General features: G+C 37.7%; 21 protein-coding genes and 4 tRNA genes. 1 reads left to right on the top strand and 24 read right to left on the bottom strand.

The features are described 5' to 3' along the window. Nucleotides 1–32 precede the first annotated feature (32 nt). The 11 genes from nusG to G9H60_RS05175 all read right to left on the bottom strand — a co-directional run bounded on the left by nusG (nucleotide 33) and on the right by G9H60_RS05175 (nucleotide 6,185). Entirely contained in the window at nucleotides 33–629 is a 597-nt protein-coding gene (gene nusG, locus G9H60_RS05225) for a transcription termination/antitermination protein NusG (RefSeq protein WP_109321962.1), read from the bottom strand. Nucleotides 630–664: 35 nt separating this feature from the next. Beyond that, the gene (gene secE / locus G9H60_RS05220; RefSeq protein ID WP_166375032.1) at nucleotides 665–856 is read right to left on the bottom strand and encodes a preprotein translocase subunit SecE; all 192 of its coding nucleotides are present in this window, start codon (nucleotides 854–856) and stop codon (nucleotides 665–667) included. 36 nt (nucleotides 857–892) lie between these two features. After that, nucleotides 893–966: transfer RNA gene (locus tag G9H60_RS05215), tRNA-Trp, on the bottom strand. 62 nt (nucleotides 967–1,028) lie between these two features. Next, nucleotides 1,029–1,775, bottom strand: coding sequence for an NIPSNAP family protein (locus G9H60_RS05210; protein WP_223143030.1), 747 nt, complete (start codon nucleotides 1,773–1,775; stop codon nucleotides 1,029–1,031). Between the two features lie 150 nt (nucleotides 1,776–1,925). Then, on the bottom strand, nucleotides 1,926–3,113 hold the full coding sequence (tuf, locus tag G9H60_RS05205; RefSeq protein WP_109321965.1) for an elongation factor Tu: 1,188 nt from the start codon (nucleotides 3,111–3,113) through the stop codon (nucleotides 1,926–1,928). 84 nt (nucleotides 3,114–3,197) lie between these two features. Then, nucleotides 3,198–3,269 (bottom strand) — tRNA-Thr (locus G9H60_RS05200). Nucleotides 3,270–3,354: 85 nt separating this feature from the next. Continuing rightward, nucleotides 3,355–3,427: transfer RNA gene (locus G9H60_RS05195), tRNA-Gly, on the bottom strand. 42 nt (nucleotides 3,428–3,469) lie between these two features. Next, a tRNA-Tyr gene (locus G9H60_RS05190) sits at nucleotides 3,470–3,555 on the bottom strand. A 101-nt stretch (nucleotides 3,556–3,656) separates the two neighbouring features. Then, the gene (locus tag G9H60_RS05185; RefSeq protein WP_223143029.1) at nucleotides 3,657–4,835 is read right to left on the bottom strand and encodes an outer membrane beta-barrel protein; all 1,179 of its coding nucleotides are present in this window, start codon (nucleotides 4,833–4,835) and stop codon (nucleotides 3,657–3,659) included. A gap of 4 nt (nucleotides 4,836–4,839) precedes the next feature. Further along, nucleotides 4,840–5,640, bottom strand: a complete 801-nt coding sequence (locus G9H60_RS05180) for a hypothetical protein (RefSeq protein WP_223143028.1) — start codon at nucleotides 5,638–5,640, stop codon at nucleotides 4,840–4,842. After that, the gene (locus G9H60_RS05175; protein ID WP_223143027.1) at nucleotides 5,637–6,185 is read right to left on the bottom strand and encodes an RNA polymerase sigma factor; all 549 of its coding nucleotides are present in this window, start codon (nucleotides 6,183–6,185) and stop codon (nucleotides 5,637–5,639) included. The genes G9H60_RS05180 and G9H60_RS05175 overlap by 4 nt, the downstream gene beginning before the upstream one ends. A gap of 105 nt (nucleotides 6,186–6,290) precedes the next feature. Here G9H60_RS05175 and murI point away from each other — a divergent pair, with 105 nt between their 5' ends. Then, nucleotides 6,291–7,100: a glutamate racemase gene (murI, locus tag G9H60_RS05170; protein WP_223143026.1), complete on the top strand. Its 810-nt coding sequence runs from the start codon at nucleotides 6,291–6,293 to the stop codon at nucleotides 7,098–7,100. Here the strand turns inward: murI and G9H60_RS05165 are convergent, their stop codons facing one another. The 13 genes from G9H60_RS05165 to G9H60_RS05105 all read right to left on the bottom strand — a co-directional run bounded on the left by G9H60_RS05165 (nucleotide 7,101) and on the right by G9H60_RS05105 (nucleotide 17,809). Further along, entirely contained in the window at nucleotides 7,101–7,388 is a 288-nt protein-coding gene (locus G9H60_RS05165; RefSeq protein ID WP_223143025.1) for a hypothetical protein, read from the bottom strand. Further along, on the bottom strand, nucleotides 7,381–7,938 hold the full coding sequence (locus G9H60_RS05160) for a DUF420 domain-containing protein (RefSeq protein WP_262899952.1): 558 nt from the start codon (nucleotides 7,936–7,938) through the stop codon (nucleotides 7,381–7,383). Before G9H60_RS05160 ends, G9H60_RS05165 begins: the two co-directional genes overlap by 8 nt. Further along, nucleotides 7,922–8,641 (bottom strand): SCO family protein, encoded by a 720-nt coding sequence (locus tag G9H60_RS05155; RefSeq protein WP_223143024.1) that lies wholly within the window; start codon nucleotides 8,639–8,641, stop codon nucleotides 7,922–7,924. The genes G9H60_RS05160 and G9H60_RS05155 overlap by 17 nt, the downstream gene beginning before the upstream one ends. A gap of 24 nt (nucleotides 8,642–8,665) precedes the next feature. Beyond that, nucleotides 8,666–8,983 carry a cytochrome C oxidase subunit IV family protein gene (locus G9H60_RS05150; protein WP_109321973.1) on the bottom strand — a complete coding sequence of 106 codons (318 nt, stop codon included), beginning with the start codon at nucleotides 8,981–8,983 and terminating at the stop codon, nucleotides 8,666–8,668. 19 nt (nucleotides 8,984–9,002) lie between these two features. Beyond that, nucleotides 9,003–9,770, bottom strand: coding sequence for a cytochrome c oxidase subunit 3 (locus G9H60_RS05145; RefSeq protein ID WP_223143023.1), 768 nt, complete (start codon nucleotides 9,768–9,770; stop codon nucleotides 9,003–9,005). Nucleotides 9,771–9,781: 11 nt separating this feature from the next. Then, a complete protein-coding gene (locus tag G9H60_RS05140) occupies nucleotides 9,782–10,360 on the bottom strand; it encodes a cytochrome c oxidase subunit 3 (RefSeq protein ID WP_166229863.1) in 579 nt (192 codons plus the stop codon). 1 nt (nucleotide 10,361) lies between these two features. Beyond that, nucleotides 10,362–11,213 carry a heme o synthase gene (gene cyoE / locus G9H60_RS05135; RefSeq protein ID WP_223143022.1) on the bottom strand — a complete coding sequence of 284 codons (852 nt, stop codon included), beginning with the start codon at nucleotides 11,211–11,213 and terminating at the stop codon, nucleotides 10,362–10,364. Nucleotide 11,214: 1 nt separating this feature from the next. After that, entirely contained in the window at nucleotides 11,215–12,120 is a 906-nt protein-coding gene (locus tag G9H60_RS05130) for a COX15/CtaA family protein (protein WP_223143021.1), read from the bottom strand. Nucleotides 12,121–12,191: 71 nt separating this feature from the next. Next, complete coding sequence (locus tag G9H60_RS05125) at nucleotides 12,192–14,096, bottom strand: cytochrome c oxidase subunit I (protein WP_223143020.1); 1,905 nt, start codon at nucleotides 14,094–14,096, stop codon at nucleotides 12,192–12,194. A 29-nt stretch (nucleotides 14,097–14,125) separates the two neighbouring features. Then, complete coding sequence (locus tag G9H60_RS05120) at nucleotides 14,126–15,211, bottom strand: cytochrome c oxidase subunit II (RefSeq protein ID WP_223143019.1); 1,086 nt, start codon at nucleotides 15,209–15,211, stop codon at nucleotides 14,126–14,128. Nucleotides 15,212–15,243: 32 nt separating this feature from the next. Then, a complete protein-coding gene (locus G9H60_RS05115; RefSeq protein WP_223143018.1) occupies nucleotides 15,244–16,605 on the bottom strand; it encodes a quinol:cytochrome C oxidoreductase in 1,362 nt (453 codons plus the stop codon). Nucleotides 16,606–16,637: 32 nt separating this feature from the next. After that, nucleotides 16,638–17,249, bottom strand: a complete 612-nt coding sequence (locus tag G9H60_RS05110) for a c-type cytochrome (protein WP_223143017.1) — start codon at nucleotides 17,247–17,249, stop codon at nucleotides 16,638–16,640. A gap of 38 nt (nucleotides 17,250–17,287) precedes the next feature. Next, nucleotides 17,288–17,809: a DUF3341 domain-containing protein gene (locus G9H60_RS05105; RefSeq protein ID WP_223143016.1), complete on the bottom strand. Its 522-nt coding sequence runs from the start codon at nucleotides 17,807–17,809 to the stop codon at nucleotides 17,288–17,290. Nucleotides 17,810–17,813: the final 4 nt, after the last annotated feature.

The raw sequence follows: 17,813 nt of genomic DNA, 5'->3' as shown, positions 1-17,813 counted from the left end.
TCAGGGTTTCTCATTCCAAAATAAAGGTTTGTTTATTTCTCTACTTGAGAATAATTTAATTCCAAAGGAGTATTTCTTCCAAAGATTTTTACCATCACTGATAATTTCTTACTGTTTTCGTGAATCTCTTCCACTGTTCCTTCAAAGGTTGCAAATGGCCCGTCAATTACACGCACCGTTTCTCCTTTAATGAAAGATACTGAAGCGAAATCTTCTACCGCTGCTGATTCATCCACTTTACCTAAAATTCGATTTACTTCGGATTGACTTAATGGCATTGGCTTTTTAACAACCACTTTTACCTTTTTTGTCTTTCCGCCTTCTATTTTAGTTTCTTCAACTTCCTCATTCATGGTTTGTAGAAAACCAATGACGCCAGGAGTAGAAGTTAAAATGTGACTTACTTCGCCTGCCAAATCCGCCTCAATCATAATATATCCAGGAAATAGATTTTTCTCGCGAATCACCTTTTTCCCTTTTCTGATTTCATAAATCTTTTCGGTAGGAATCAATATTTGGGGAACAGCATCCGCTACGCCTTGACGTGCGATTTCGTTCTCCATATACGTTTTCACTTTTTTCTCTTGTCCTGAAATTGCTCTCAAAACATACCATTTAGTCTCTGCCATGGCTATTTTCGTGTTAAGGATCGGGTTAAGCCCTGTTAAAATGAACTATAAAATAAATCCAATCCAGATTTGAATGCCAAATCAACTAATCCTACCAAGATGGCAAAAATTAGAGAGGCCACTAAAACCAATATAGAACTTGCTTGAAGCTCGGAAAATTTAGGCCAAGTAACGTTTTCTGTTACTTCTACCCAAGATTCCTTAATTAATGATGTAAAGTTGCTCATATTTTCACCGATTTTTCGGCTTTAAAAATTATTACATGGCACGGGCACAAGGATTCGAACCCTGACCAAAGGTTTTGGAGACCTGCATACTACCATTATACTATGCCCGTAGGAGGATTGCAAAATTAGGCAAATTTTCCTAATTCGCAAACCCCATATTAATTAAAAGCAATTACCATTGAGAATATGCTGTTGGTTCCAAGAATCGGCGGACCGTTCTTGAGTGACTATTGGCGTATTTAGGGTCATTGGAAATGCGTTTCCATTCTGGATCAGCGGAAAATTTGGCCCAATTTTTATCACGCTCTGCCATATTTTCAAAACTAACCATGTAGGTTAAGCAGGGGGTATTTTCTCCAGCCAAAACTTCTCCAAAGAAAACGCGGTGTAATCCTACATTTTCAAAAACTTGAAGTTCCGAATCATCAAACATAGCAATTTTTCTGCGTAAGGCATCTTCATTGTATGATTCGTAGGTTCTCCACTCGTAAATGCGGCCTTCATTTTTTGTTGGCAATGTTAAAGCTGGATGTCCTTTAAAGCCCTTGGCTAAATAGGTGGATATTTTCTCAAATAATGGTTTATCTAAACCAACCATATCAAAGTACGCCTTGCTAGCTTGTAAATATGCATCGTCTTTTTCTAATGCGGCTTTGTATCCAGCATAAGATTCTAAAGACGCAAAAGGGATAGTCACCACCAAAATTGCTGGTTCTGGCTTTCCTAAATCTTTGAAAACACCCACTTTTGAAACACCATATTTATTTAATGCAGGAATAAGTGCATTGGAAATGTATTTTTCTACCACGCCCAAATTACCTCTAAATTTCATTTGGTAGGTTCTTACTTCATAGTATTCCTGACTGATGGCCAAATGACTTAATAAGATAAGTGATAATAATGCAAGGATTTTTTTCATAGGATAATTTATTTAAAGGTTCATTCGTTTCTATTTTGTTCTTATAGATTTCTAATAGATTTGACAACTTTTTAAAAGTTGTCAAATCTTAAAATTTAGGCAAAAAAAAAGAGCGGGATAAACCGCTCTTTTTCTATATCAACCAAAAAATTAGTCTAAGATTTCAGTTACCTGACCAGCACCTACTGTACGACCTCCTTCACGAATCGCGAAACGAAGACCTTTGTCCATAGCTACAGGGTTCAATAATGTAACTTCAATTGTCAAGTTATCACCTGGCATACACATCTCCACACCAGCTGGCAACATGATTTCTCCTGTTACGTCTGTTGTACGGAAATAGAACTGTGGACGATATTTGTTAAAGAATGGAGTGTGACGACCACCTTCCTCTTTTGACAAGATATAAACCTCAGCCTTGAATTTAGTGTGAGGCTTAACTGAACCTGGTTTACAGATAACCATACCACGACGGATATCAGTTTTCTCAATACCACGTAACAATAAACCTACGTTATCTCCAGCTTCACCACGATCCAAAATCTTACGGAACATCTCAACACCAGTTACTACTGATTTCAAGTTTTCAGCTCCCATACCTAAGATATCTACACCTTCACCTGAGTTGATAACTCCAGTCTCAATACGACCTGTTGCTACTGTACCACGACCTGTGATCGAGAATACGTCTTCAACTGGCATCAAGAATGGCTTATCTACGTCACGCTTAGGAAGTGGAATCCAGCTATCAACTGCATCCATTAAAGCATCGATTGTAGCAACCCACTTAGCATCTCCATTCAAACCACCCAAAGCAGAACCTTGGATTACTGGAATGTTATCGCCATCGAATTCATAGAATGAAAGAAGCTCGCGAATCTCCATTTCTACCAATTCTAATAATTCTGGATCATCCACCATATCCACTTTGTTCATGAAAACAACCAATTGAGGTACACCAACTTGGCGTGCCAAAAGGATGTGCTCACGAGTTTGTGGCATTGGTCCGTCAGTAGCAGCAACTACTAGGATAGCACCGTCCATTTGGGCAGCACCTGTAACCATGTTTTTCACGTAGTCAGCGTGACCTGGACAGTCAACGTGAGCATAGTGACGGTTAGCTGTTGAATACTCAACGTGAGCAGTGTTGATTGTGATACCACGCTCTTTCTCTTCTGGAGCAGAGTCAATGGAAGAGAAATCTTTCTTCTCAGCTAGACCTTTTTCAGAAAGAACTTTTGTGATAGCAGCAGTCAAGGTAGTTTTACCGTGGTCAACGTGGCCAATAGTACCAATGTTTACGTGGGGTTTACTTCGGTCAAAATTCTCTTTTGCCATGATTATTTAGTTCTTAATTTAGTTATAAAAAGTTTCAAAATGTGCTAATCGAAGCTACTCTCGCGAGTAATTTTGGTATTTTAGAGCCTTTGAGCAGGATTGAACTGCCGACCTCTTCCTTACCAAGGAAGTGCTCTACCACTGAGCTACAAAGGCCTTTACCCTGGGGCCAATAGTAGGTCTTTGGGCCCTACCAATATAAAAATCGTCTATGAGATTCCTCATAGAACGAAGTTTATTGAGCGGGAGACGGGGCTCGAACCCGCCACCTATAGCTTGGAAGGCTATCGCTCTACCAAATGAGCTACTCCCGCTGGTAATATCAACACAAAAACTTGGTTATTTCTGTGTGCGAATGGTGGGGACAGATGGATTCGAACCACCGTAGGCATTCGCCAGCAGATTTACAGTCTGCCCCATTTGGCCGCTCTGGTATATCCCCCTCTTTCTTATTTCAGTGAAACGTTTTACTGAAATAGTTCGCAAAAGTAGCTCAAATTTTGGTATCCACAAACACCTTGGTAAAAAATTTCTAAATTAATTTTATAATAATCGGAATCCAAAGCTAAATGCCTGTACATCCGGCCCTTTTCCTTTCTCAAATAATGGACTTAAGTCATAGGAGAAAAATAAATCTGGGAAATGTTTTAAAGCAAACTCCGCTCGAACACCATACCGTATCTGGTTAACAAATAAATTAGAGCTTGTCTTATGTAAATTTTCAGTTTTATCTTCAATGGCCTTCGTGTAACTGTCAAGTCGGTAAGAGACATATCCTCCTAATCCAATCATTTGTACAGCAGATTCTTTGGAATAGGTCCAATGGGGCATGATAGGTAAGGTGACATAACTGACCGTCATTTTGTTTTTTGTCAATACTGTTTCTCCGCCATTTCCATTAATTATCGGCTGGAAAATAACCGCATCATTCCCTTTTTGTATGATTCGATTATGATCAAACATGAAATTGTACCAATCAAATTGTATTCCATAACCTAAATTGAATCTCGAATTTTTGCCAGAACTAAGTCGGATTGCCCGAGCAATTTCTAAGCCAACATACCTAGAACCCATAGGTTTTAAAGCAAAATCTGTGGACAACAAAGGGGCCGGAAACTGCGCGATGCTAACGGCAGGTAAATTTCCTGAAGTTCCATTTAATCCTAAGTATAGATTTAAGCCTTTGCGTTGATAGAAATTTCGATCCTTAGCTTGAACTTTGGTGGAATCTTTACCCCAAATAACTCGCGTAACTTCATTACCTTCTTTTACCTGTACTCCATTCCAGCCTACTTGGACTTCTTCATTTCCTTCTTTGACATGGATTCCCTTCAAACCTACTTCCACTTGCTTGTCGTTAGAACTAGGTGATCCTGCCGAAATTGTTTTTGTCGAGGAAAAGCTTTTTGTCCCATTGAATCCAGTTTGATGCAATTTAATAGTAACATTTTTTCCACCGATCCCTACAACAATCGAAGTGTCTTTATCACTATCTGCTTGAACAGCTTTGCGGATGCTTTGCCACAAACTGTCTTCCAATACCAAGCCGTTTTTGGTAAAAATAGCTTGTAATTCTTCTTTCAATGATTTTTTTGAATTACTGGGATTGCCAATAATTTCTTGATTTCGCTTATCTATTTTTAATAATAAGGAATCTTGAGTTGGTCTTGCTAAAAGACCCGTGCTAAGTAGGATAAATCCTAAGATGAATAAATTTTTCATATACTTAAAATTGAAATGTTCTTTGTACTACTTGTTCGGTTTTGATATAGGTATTCGCCACTTGGTGAATACTGTTTTCTAGTTTGGGGTCTCCCTGCTTTAAAGTTTGCCAATCCACAGGTTCTCCATCGATGGCCTGACGTAATTGTTTCACTACACGCGCAAACAAGGAATTTCTTTTTTTGCTAGGCTCCGGAACATAGCTATTGTCTTTCTCTTGATTGTTCGCTTGGCTCGGTTGAATGTCAATTAACATTTCGACACTTTCTTCCTTTGCCAATAAAGCAGGTTTTTCTTTTTCAAATGTCCTATTATCAGCTAAAATAATAGGGTTGGTATTGGGTTTACTTACGTCTTCTATGACAGGAATTGACTCAGTTATGCTTTTTGTCTCTTGAATGCTAGATGCTTGAGAGCTATGGCTGACCTTAGTTTCCGTATGATTTGATTCAATGCGATTAATTAAGGTATTATTTTCTACTTGAATTGGTGTATTCGAATTGGGTACTTGTTGGCTTGGGCCATTGTTTTCAGTTTGGATATGGTGGGCAACCTTTGAATCGTCAATGAATGTATTCGTATTAGATAATTGCCACCAGCCTAAACCAAAAGAAATTAATAATATTGCCGCCCATGACCACTGTCTACGATGAATGATGAAAGGGGCAGCCTTTCCTTTTTTCTCGTCAAGCTTTTTCTCAATCTGATTCCAAATGGCAGCGGGAACTTCCTCTTCGTGAGAGTTTAGTTTTTCCTGCCAGTTTTTTTCAAGGGAATCCCAATTGTCAACCGATGATTTTTTCATGCGTGTAATTCCTTTAATTTACTCTGTAATAGTTGTCTAGCTCGTGAAAGCTGTGACTTCGATGTACCTTCTGATATTTGTAACATATCGCCAATTTCAATATGTGAGTAGCCTTCAATGGCATATAAATTAAATATCGTTCGGTAGCCAGGAGGTAATTCCAAAATTAAATTTTGAATTTCCTCAACTCCCAAATGCATTAGTGCATCTTCGGGATGAGCAACATCATAGGTTTCATCTATGTCTTGATCATAGCGATTGGAAGCTTTTCGAATTTTCATGAGTGATTCATTCACCATGATTTTCCGAATCCATCCCTCGAAACTCCCTTGGCCCTGGAAGTTGTCAATTTTACTAAAGACTTTCATGAAACCCTCCATCAATGCATCTTCCGCATCGGGACCTACTCCTAAGTAGCGCTTGCACACAGCCATCATCTTGCCAGCGTTCAGCTGATAGACAATTTGTTGAGCTCTTCGGTCTTGTTTTTGGCAAGCCTGAATCAACTCTTGTTCGCTCTTGAAGGGTAGTAAAGTTTTACTCAATGATTATAGAACTTATTTGAACGTAAAGATGTGCATTAAACATAAATGGTTGCATGGGTTTGAAAAGATTTTCAAAATTCCTTTCTTTACGCAGATTTAACATATATGCCAAACTCTTCGCCCATTGGGATTTTTGATAGTGGAATTGGGGGATTAACCCTCGCTCATGCCATCACGGAATTGATACCTCAGGAACCCATCATTTATTTTGGAGATACTGCCCACTTACCTTATGGGGATAAATCAGCAACGTCCATTCAAGCATATTCGGTAAAAATTTGCAATTTATTATTAGAGAAAAATTGTAAGTTGATTCTAATAGCTTGTAACTCTGCCTCTGCCGCTGCTTTTGATTTAGTGAAAACCTATGTGGGGACAAGGGCTGTTGTGGTGAATGTGATAGATCCTGTCATTCAATATTTAGATCAACAATGGGCTGGCAAAACTTTGGGTTTGATTGGTACAAAACAAACCGTCAATTCTGGGATTTATGCTCGAAAGGCAGAAGCCTTAGGGAAAGATATCCATATTCATTCCTTAGCTACTCCTTTGTTGGCACCCATGATTGAAGAAGGTTTTTTCAATAATACGATTTCAGAACATATTATTCGTGAATATTTGGAACAAGATGTGCTCAAAAATATTGAAGGATTAATTTTAGCTTGTACGCACTATCCTCTCATAAAACCACAGATTGATCAATTTTATGGGGGCCGAATTCCAGTTATAGATACGTCTCAGATTGTGGCTCAGGAAATCAAACGTATTTTGAATCAACAAGATTTATCGATAGAAGCTGGGCCGGTAGGGTCAAGGCAATTTTTTGTGTCAGACTATACAGACTCATTTGAAAAGTCCACTCAATTATTTTTCGGTGAGGCTATTAAATTGACTCAATATCCCATTTGGGATTGATTATTGACTGAGTAATTGACTGACTTTTTGTCGAATTCTAAATTTCGCAATTCGTTCTTGTTGTTCCTTTTTACTTTGACGAAACCACAAAAAAGCGATTGCTCCAACCAATAAGTAGGGAGCTGACAATAAATATAAAATCCCTGTATTTAAACCTGTAGCAATGTTGGAGCGGCCGTTTGAAATGGTGCTTTCTACTGTTGTTCGACACATAGCACATTGTGCTGAGCTATCAAATTGGACCAGAACAAAAAACAAAAAGAGGATCAATATTAACTTCTTAGACATAATATGGGGCAATTAATAAGTACACCAATACACCTGTAATACTCACATATAACCAAATCGGGAAAGCCCATTTCACTAATTTTTTATGGGAATTGATTTGATCTGTTAAAGCGTAGAATATTGCCTTTAAAACTAAGTTAACTACACCAATAGACAATAAAATATGCGAAAAAAGTAATATGTAATAAGTGGGTCTTAACCATCCACTACCACCAAATTTAGTTGGTTCATTGGAAATGTGGTAGGTTACATAGGAGACTAAAAAGAGACTTCCTAAAATAAAGGCCACGCCCATTAATCTACGATGCATTTCGATGTTTTTGTTTTTAATAGCAATAAAGCCTAAAATCAAAACGATCGAACAAGTAGCATTTAACACACCATTGACATGCGGAAGTACTTTTGTCCAAGTACCTAAGGCTAATTTTGTTTGAATGGCGTTTAACATGGCTACAGCAATGGGTATAGCCAGGGACAAAATATTAACAATTTGATTATTTCGAGGGGTATTTTCAATCTTGTAAGCTGCCATATTATTTTTCACTATCATAAATGCGTTTTAATACTTTGATTTCCATCATTAGGCGATCAACATCCTTTTTATCGGTTCCGTTATAGAAGCCACGAATATGCTTTTCTTTATCTATGAGTATTAACCTTTCAGAGTGTATAAATGTTTCATCTGGATTTTTGATGGCTTGATCATATTCAGAAGCATCTGCCAAAGGGACATGAAATCCTTTTAAAGCTAATGGATAAATGGTTTTTTTGTCGCCCGTTAAAAAATACCATTTACCTGATTTAGCATCAAAGCGATTCGCATAATCAGCAAGTTTTTCAGGAGTATCAAAATGTGGATCCACTGAAATAGAAAGAAGTTTAATGTCATCCTCTTTGCTAAAGGTATCTTGTAATCTACTTACTTGGGTAGTGATTTTGGGGCAAATGGTAGTACAGCGGGTAAAGAAAAAGCTCGCTACATAGATTTGATTGTCTAGAACTTTTGAGGAAAAGGGATTGCCTTTTTGATCGGTCAGTTCAAAGGCAGGAATTCTAAAGAATACCGTATCCATGTCGGATTCATTCCAACGAGGATTGATTCGTTTTTCCATTTTGATTTCACCGGTAGTGGAATCAATTTCTGGAATGTATCGAGGTAATTGAAAATGATTATTACCAAATTCGTGCAGGCCTAAATATAATAAGACAGGCACTATTAAAATGGTTAATAAAATGCCTGTCTTTTTAGTCATGCGCCAATAAGAGTTTATAATCTACTAATACAAATGACCACCTTCGTAGATCAATGCTACTAGTAACCAAACAACGAATACAGTAGGGATTAAAACAGCCCAGATAAGGGTTTTAACTTCATGCTTTAAGTGCATGAATTCACCTACGATATAGAAAGCTTTAACGATTGTCATTCCTGAAAAGATAGCAACACGCAAGGTGTTAGCTGGCAATGTAAAGGCAATAACAAATTCGATTGCTGTTAGAATTAAAAGAATCCAAAAAGTTTTCCAAATAGCGCCAGTTTGTGGAGCTGGAATTTCTTTTTCTGAGGTTTCGTGTGCAGTAACGTGCGAAGCCATATGTTAAGGGAATTAAATATTAAACAAGATAAAAGAAGGTAAATACGAATACCCAAACTAAGTCTACAAAGTGCCAGTATAAACCAACTTTTTCAACCATTTCATAATGACCTCTGCGCTCATAAACTCCTGTTGCAGCATTGAAGAAAATCAAAATGTTTAGGATAACTCCTGAAAATACGTGAGTTCCGTGGAAACCTGTAATGAAAAAGAATAAGTCAGCAAAGGCAGGAGGGCCATATGGATTGCGTACTAAATTGGCTCCTTCAATTGGGGTCATCACACCGTCTACCAGTTGTTTCGCTGCTAAAGACAAATCTTCTGGTCCGTGTATGAAGTGACTCCACTCCCAAGCTTGTGAGCCTAAGAACGTAAAACCACCTACGATAGTCCAAAGCATCCATTTTTCTACATCTTTACGATCACCACGGTGACCAGCTTCTACAGCTAATACCATAGTTACTGAAGACGCAATCAAAATGAAAGTCATGATACCTACGAATACCAAGGGTAATGAAATGCCGTGTAGGAATGGAACTGCTTCAAACACTTTTTCTGGGATAGGCCAGTGTTGTGTTGAAAAATAGAAATCACTTGGACTTCCTTCCCAAGCTGGTTGACTGAAACGAATCATTCCATAAGTCACTAAGAGTGCTGAGAATGTAAAAGTGTCAGAAAGTAGGAAAAACCACATCATGAGTTTTCCATAACTAGCTTTAAGAGGTTCAGAACCACCTGTCCAAGTTAAATTTTCAGGAACAGAAGGGGCAGCGTGTGCAACTGACATGAGGTAATAGCTTAATTGTTAAACACTAAAAATAAAAATAAATAAATCCACAAAGCATCTAAAAAATGCCAATAAGTGGAACAAATTTTAATTTGAGTAAGGGCTTTGGCATTGATTTTCATACGGAATGCAGCAACTAGTGCTACAATTAATACAATCAATCCGGAGATTAAGTGCAGACCGTGAAGACCAGATAATACGTAGACAAATGACCCTGATGGATTACCAACGAAATAAACGTTCATTTCGACTAATTGTACCCATCCGAAATATTGTAAAACTAAAAACAATAATCCGAGCACAAAAGTAATAGAAATACTTATTCTTAACGCATTAAATTGGTCTTTTTTTGCGGCTAATAATGCAAAATGCATCGAAGCGCTACTAAGAAGTAGGACTACAGTACTTATCCAAAATAAATTAGGTAATTGAAACTCTACCCAGTTTCCTTCTGCTTTACGTACAAGATAGGCACTCGTAAAAGCTGCGAAGAGCATAATTATAGATACGATGAACAACCACATGGTGAATATTTTAGGATTCACTGAACGGGTCGCTTTGGCTTCTATGGAATTGGTTTCAGCGTTCATGTTATGAAATTTTATCAAATAAAAAGGCAATTTGTACGACTAATAAATAGAAAAAAGATCCAAACATCATCCATCGAGCAGCCTTGTCTGTTGGACGCATCATAAGATAAAAAGTTTGGCAAAGGAATAATGTACCAGCCATTACAGCGATAATAGCTGATTGAATTCCTGTCATGTGCAATAAATACGGGACTAGTCCCAAGGGTACTAAAAATATGGTGTAGATCATGATGGTAAAAGCCGTTTTCATGTCTTTTTTCCCATCATTGGGCAACATTTTAAATCCCGCTTTTTTATAATCAGCATCTGCAACCCACGCAATTGCCCAAAAGTGCGGGAATTGCCAAAAGAATTGAATGGCAAATAAGATGCCTGGTTCCCATCCAAATTCGTGTGTAGCTGCTAGCCAACCAATCATGGGAGGAAAGGCACCCGGTATAGCACCCACAAATACTGAAATTGGTCCAACCCGTTTTAATGGGGTATAAACAAATCCGTATAGCAAGTAGGAAATGAACCCGATTATGGCTGCTTTCCAGGATAAATAGCTAAGCAAGCTTAAGGATATGAATAAGATGACAATCCCATACATCTTGGCTTGCTGTGGTTGCAAAACTTCTGTAGGGAGCGGTCTTTTGGCTGTCCTTTTCATCAGTTTATCGTAATCAATTTCTTTCAACTGATTGACAATGTTGGCTGCTCCAGTTAATAAATAGCCTGCTAAGGATATTAGGATAATATGAAATGTAGTATGTTCAATAGGCGCCAATAAATAGCCAAAGGTACCCGAGAATGCTACCGTGATCGATAGTCTGGATTTTAATAAGGCTATATAGGGTTTAATTATTGACATCTTATTTGGCGGTGCTTGTTTTTATCCAAGTATTCATGTGTAATCCTAAAATCACTAAGGATATGGTTAAATGTATGGCTTGACTTCCCAAAGGTAGGTTGACATAGGCCATTAATATTCCTGTGAGTAGGGATACACTTAAAAAAACTAATAAGTAGGTACTATAGTTTTTTAAAGATTCGATTTTTGACTTATTTATTTTATACCAAAGGATTAAATGACTAATTAGAACAATCCAAGAGAAGGTTCTATGAATGATATAAATGATTCCTAGATGACTTACCCATTCTGATTTCGCATTTTCTCCATATTGAACGATCACATGATCCATTTCTTCTCTCACTTGAGTTCCTAATACGATTTGTATCAATATGATCAATAAATTGAGCATAAGCATTGTTCGTATGGTAGAAGGAATCTCTATGTAGCTTTGATTGACATGTAAGGCTTTAAAAAGTAAAAAGAGTACTCCTATACTCAAAAGCATATGCATGGTGACTACTCCTGGCAATAAGAAGGAATCAACAACGTATTTACCTAATACGGCATTGCCCAATACAAGTAATAAAGCTAGAAAAGAAAGGATAAATTCTTTCTTACCAGTTTTAAATGCCAAAATGGTTGTAATTAAAACAAAAAGTCCTGTTAATGCGCCAATGAGACGGTTAATGTATTCAATCCAGGTCTTTGTTGGATTAAATAGAACCTCACCATGTAACTTTTCCTTATAGGTGATTTCATAATGAAGGGGCAGTTCGGACTCCTTGGTAGGTGGGATGAATCTCCCAAAGCATTTTGGCCAATCTGGGCAACCCATTCCCGATCCCGTACTTCGAACTATTCCTCCGGCCAATATGAGGAGGTAGATGCATAGTAAAGTAACAAAGCCAAATTTTTGGAATGTCATGGTTGTAGGGAGAAAAAAAAAGATGCATCCAAATGAGAATCATTTCGATGCATCTTTTAGGTTATTGGTTTTTATCGGTTGTAACTCTCGTTCTGAGCCGCTAATAAACTTTCAATTTCCTTTTCTTTTGCAATCTCATCATTCTCTTCAGGAAGATTTGATTCAGGAGTTGCAGAGTGAGGTATAGTTTGAGGAATAAAATCTGCCTCAGAACCTGGCTTGCTATAATCATAAGGCCAACGGTAAACAGCAGGAATTTCTCCTTCCCAGTTTCCATGCCCTGGTACGATAGGTGTTGTCCACTCCAATGTATTTGACTTCCAAGGGTTTTGTGTAGCACGTTTTCCTTTGAAAATAGAATAGAAGAAGTTGAAGAAGAAGATCGCTTGAGCCGTGAAAGTAATAATCGCAGCTAGTGATATGAAAGCATTTAAATCAGTAAATGCAGCTTCTCCATCATTACCTAAAGCGGTGAATGAATAGTAACGTCTTGGGAAACCTGCAATACCCGTATAGTGCATTGGGAAGAATACAGCATATACTCCCACAAATGTTAACCAGAAGTGGATATATCCAGCTGTTTTATTCATCATACGTCCAAACATCTTAGGGAACCAGTGGTAAACACCAGCCATTAATCCAAAGAAGGAAGCTGCACCCATTACTAAGTGGAAGTGGGCTACAACGAAATAGGTATCGTGTAAATTAATATCCAATGCCGAATTTCCTAAAATGATACCTGTAACACCACCTGAAATAAATAGGGATACAAGACCAATAGAGAATAACATGGCTGGAGTAAATACGATATTTCCTTTCCAAAGTGTAGTAATGTAGTTAAAGCCTTTTACTGCTGAAGGTACAGCAATAATTAAGGTCAAGAACATGAATACGGAACCAAGGAATGGGTTCATACCAGTTACGAACATGTGGTGAGCCCACACAATAAAAGCAAGTACGGTGATACCCATCATGGAACCAATCATGGCACGGTAACCAAAGATAGGTTTACGTGAATTGGTAGCAATAACTTCTGATGTCATACCTAAAGCAGGTAATAATACGATATATACCTCTGGGTGACCTAAGAACCAGAATAAGTGTTGGTACAAGATTGGGCTACCTCCCATGTTTGGAAGTGCTTGACCTTGAATATAAATTTCTGACAAGTAGAAAGAAGTACCGAAGCTACGGTCAAAAATCAATAATAAAGCAGCTGATAACAATACAGGGAAAGATAATAATCCTAATACCGCTGTAAAGAAGAACGACCAGATAGTCAATGGCATTTTAGTAAATGTCATTCCACGTGTTCTCAAGTTGATGATGGTACAGATGTAGTTGATACCTCCCATTAATTGAGAAACAATAAATAGGGCCATACTGGTTAACCATAAGGTCATACCTAATCCTGAACCTGGCATTGCTTGTGGTAGAGCACTTAATGGGGGATAAATTACCCAGCCACCGGATGCAGGACCTGTTTCAATGAATAATGATGAGAACATAATCACTGATGATAAGGCAAAGAACCAATAGGATAACATATTGATAAAGCCAGACGCCATATCACGAGCTCCAATTTGCAATGGAATCAAGAAGTTGGAGAATGTACCTGATAGACCTGCTGTCAATACAAAGAATACCATGATGGTACCGTGCATGGTTACTAAAGCAAGGTAAAATTCTTTGTCTAATTTGCCTGACTCATCAATCCATTCACCTAAAATAGGTCTTAACCATTCTAAGCTCATATCTGGGAAACCTAATTGCAAACGGAAGATGATCGATAATGATCCACCGATAAATGCCCAAAGGATACCTGAGATTAAATATTGTTTTGCAATCGTCTTATGATCCTCTGAAAAGATGTACTTACGGATAAAACCAAGTTCATGATGTTCATGCTCGTGATCATGACCATGATCGTGTCCATGAGCGTGCACTTCTTCAGTAGTTGATATGGCTGTTGACATAGGTATTATTTTTTCTAAATTCTTTCTAATTATTTGACACTTACAGCTTCTGTAGCAGTACTATCTGCTGCGATTGGCTCAGCTGGAATATATTTACTTGCTTTCGCTTTTAAATTCTCAGGTACTTTAGACAAATACGCAGGATTCATCGTTAAGAATGGTTTTTGTTCCATCACCCATTTTTTGTAATCTGCAGGTTCATCAACAAAAACTGTGATTGCCATACCGAAGTGACCACGGCCACAAATTTCTGTACAGTTTAATTTAAAGTTGAAATCCTTCTTACCTAATTTGGCACGCATTTCATCTGTAGAAATTGTAGGAGTAAACCAAAATTTAGTTGGCATACCTGGTACTGCATCCATCTTAACTCGTTGGAAAGGCAAATAAACCGAGTGTAATACGTCTTGTGCTCTGATTTTCAACAAGACAGGCACGCCTTTTGGAAGGTGTAATTCACTTGCTGTAAAATCATCAAAAGAGTTTTTATCTGTAAAGTCTAAACCTAAGCTATTGGTTTCGTCAATTAATTTGTAGTTGATATTACCTAATTGGCTATCATCATTACCTGCATAACGTACATACCAACCAAATTGGTGGCCTGTAACTTCAATAACTACTGCATTACTTGGTGCTTGAGAAGTAATATCTCTCCAAGTTCTCCAACCTGTGAATACCAAGATGGCCATGACAATGGCAGGAATAATGGTCCAGATAATTTCAAGCTTGTGGTTTACTGGGTAAAAAGTAGCTTTTCTGTTTTTATCGTTACGGTATTGGAATGCAAAAAAGAACAATAAAGAGTTGGTAATAAAAAATGCAAATGTTACCACCGCCATAGAGATCCAGAACATGGAATCTGTTTTTACTCCATGAGCTGATGCCGCTTCAGGTAGAAAATCAGGCTGTGAGTGTAAGAATGACCATACACCAGCAATAGTTCCAAATAACCAGAAGAGTAAGAATCCAACGGCATTGGTATTATTGTGTGAATCTAGAGCAGAATCTGACTCATTTTCACCACTAAGGTTTTTGTTAAGCTTCAAACTTTTGCTGATTACAGTAATCGCTAAGATGAAGAATACAACGGATAAAAGACCAACTAGGTAATTCATATGTTTTATTTGTTAGAATCTTAATTTAAATACTAAATATCGTGATGAACTGCTTCTGGTAAGAATGGGTGGTTCTTAGCTATTAATGAAGCTTTGGTTAATTCATCACTAACGATGTAAATAAACGCAGAAGCAAAAACAGTTACCATTCCAAACTCAACTAATCCATATCCTGCATGACCTCCTAATACTCCTGGCATAATCATTTGATAAAAATCAATGTAATGTCCTACGATGATGAAGAATGCAGCGATTTTTAAGAAAATACGAGTTCTTTTTGCATCACGTGTCATAAGAACTAGGAAAGGGAAGAAGAAGTTTAAGAAAACCATCAAAATTTCTGATGTTTTGTAAATTTTGTTGTGACCTTCCCAACGCTCCAAGAAATAAATGATTTCTTCTGGCATGTTAGCATAATAGATCAATAAGAATTGTTCAAACCAAACGTATGTCCAGAAAATAGAAAATGCAAACATCAACTTACCTAAATCATGTAGGTGGTTTTCGTTTACGTAAGCCATATATCCTTTATCTTTTAACAATAAGATAGTTAAAGTAATAACAGCTAAACCCGTAACATGCCAAGATGAGAACATGTACCATCCAAACATGGTAGAGAACCAGTGTGTATCGATGGACATAACCCAATCCCATGCAAACATAGAACTAGAAGCTCCGAATACGACAATAAATGCAGTTGAGATACGAACTAATTGAGTAAATAAATCAGTACCACCTATTAAATCTTCTTCTAAAGACTTCTTACGAAGAACAGTCCAAAGACCGATCCAAAGTGCAAAGAAACCTACTAAACGAACTAAGAAGAATGTCTTGTTCAAATAACCAGATTTACCAGCAATGATTTTATCGTAGTTTTCATTTCCTACTTCAGTAACCCCATGGTGCATCCAGTGGAAAATAGCATCTCCTTTGAAAAAGAATACCAACAATAGGATTGGAAGAGTGATGTATAAGAATTTAGGGAATGCTTCTGGAACACGCTTCATCACAGATGACCATCCTGATTTAGTTAGGTATTGTAATGAAACAAAGAACATACCAATGATAGCTATACCTGTAAAGAATACCGCATTTAACCATACGTTAGCCCAAATACGATTTGTCCAATCATAATGTTCTTCTGCTGCAGGTTGGTGGGATACCGCTCCGCCTGAAAGGTGTTCTGAGGCAGCTTCATGACCTGCTTTCACAGCTTCATGTCCTGCATTGGCAACTTCGTGGCCACCAGCCTCACCTTTGGATAAAAGATATATTCCAAGCACTAAAGCTACTACTCCGGCAATGAAAGCATAAATAACTCTTTTTTTGCCTTCAGAAGTGAATTCAAAATGCTCTTCAACGTTTGCTGGGGAAAAATGTGAGTGTCCCGCCATTTTATCTGGTATTTTAATTTTTAATAATTGAACTATTGTTTTTGCAATTCATGTACATAAAGTACAATTTTCCAACGATTGGCTGAAGTGATTTGTGAGCCATGAGGCCACATTCTTCCTTTACCATGTGTAATTACGTGGTAGATATGACCATCGTTCAAGGCTTTTAATGCGTCGCTAGAATATACTGGAACTCCTTTATACATTTTAGCTACCAAACCATCTCCTTTACCTGTTTCACCGTGGCAATGCTGGCAATATCTTTCATATTGTAATTTTCCTGCTTCGATATTTTCAGGTGTAGCAGCTAATGGATTTTTCAAAGCTGCAGCTGAATAGGTAATGCTATCGTTTGGAATAGTTCTTGAAATCAAATCTTGATGTAAGAGTTCTTTCTGTAAGGAATCATTTCCTGTGAATTTGCTTCTTGCTATCGTTCCTGCTACAGGCTGGCGCATGTTCATCCCGAGTGGATTAATAGTATTGGTATCACCATCAGTCTGAGTCATTGGCTCATAAGCAACGGAATGGTACATATTTGGAGCAAATTCTGTTCCTGTATCATTGTGGTCGTCACTACAAGAGGACAATAAGCCTAGGGCTAAACCAGCAAATAAAACGAATTGGTATCTTGGATTCAACATTTTGTTATGCTTCTTCGTGAACAATTGTTCTTGGTTAATTATTTAACATTTACTTCAATCGCACCTGAATCTTTCAAGGCTTTCTTGATATCATCGGCACTTACTTTTTTGTTTTTGTCAACATTGATTGCCATAACAAATTTGTCGTCCGTGATTCTAAGATCTAATAAATCCGGTTGGTTACCTGGATAAAGATTATTGGATATACAGAAGGTAATTACCAATCCAAAAGCAGTGAACAATACGGTTCCTTCAAAAGTTACTGGGATCCAGTTGGGAAGTGCAAAGAAGTCTTTACCTCCAATGATCATAGGCCAATCAAAAACCATAGTATAGCTGATTAATGATAAAGCACAGGTTAAACCCAATACACCAAACATGAAGGCTGCAATAGGTAAACGTGTACGCTCATGCCCTACAGCACGATCCAATCCGTGAATCGGAAAAGGAGTGAATACGTCTTCAATTTTGATGCCTTTAGATTTTACCTCGCTAACTGCGTGTAACACCTCATCCTCATCATCGTATACACCTAAAATGTAGTTAGTTGTCGAACTCATATTG

This window comes from Aquirufa aurantiipilula (assembly GCF_019923745.1).
GTDB classification, from domain to species: Bacteria; Bacteroidota; Bacteroidia; order Cytophagales; family Spirosomataceae; genus Aquirufa; species Aquirufa aurantiipilula.
This window is presented reverse-complemented; position numbering and strand designations above follow the sequence as displayed.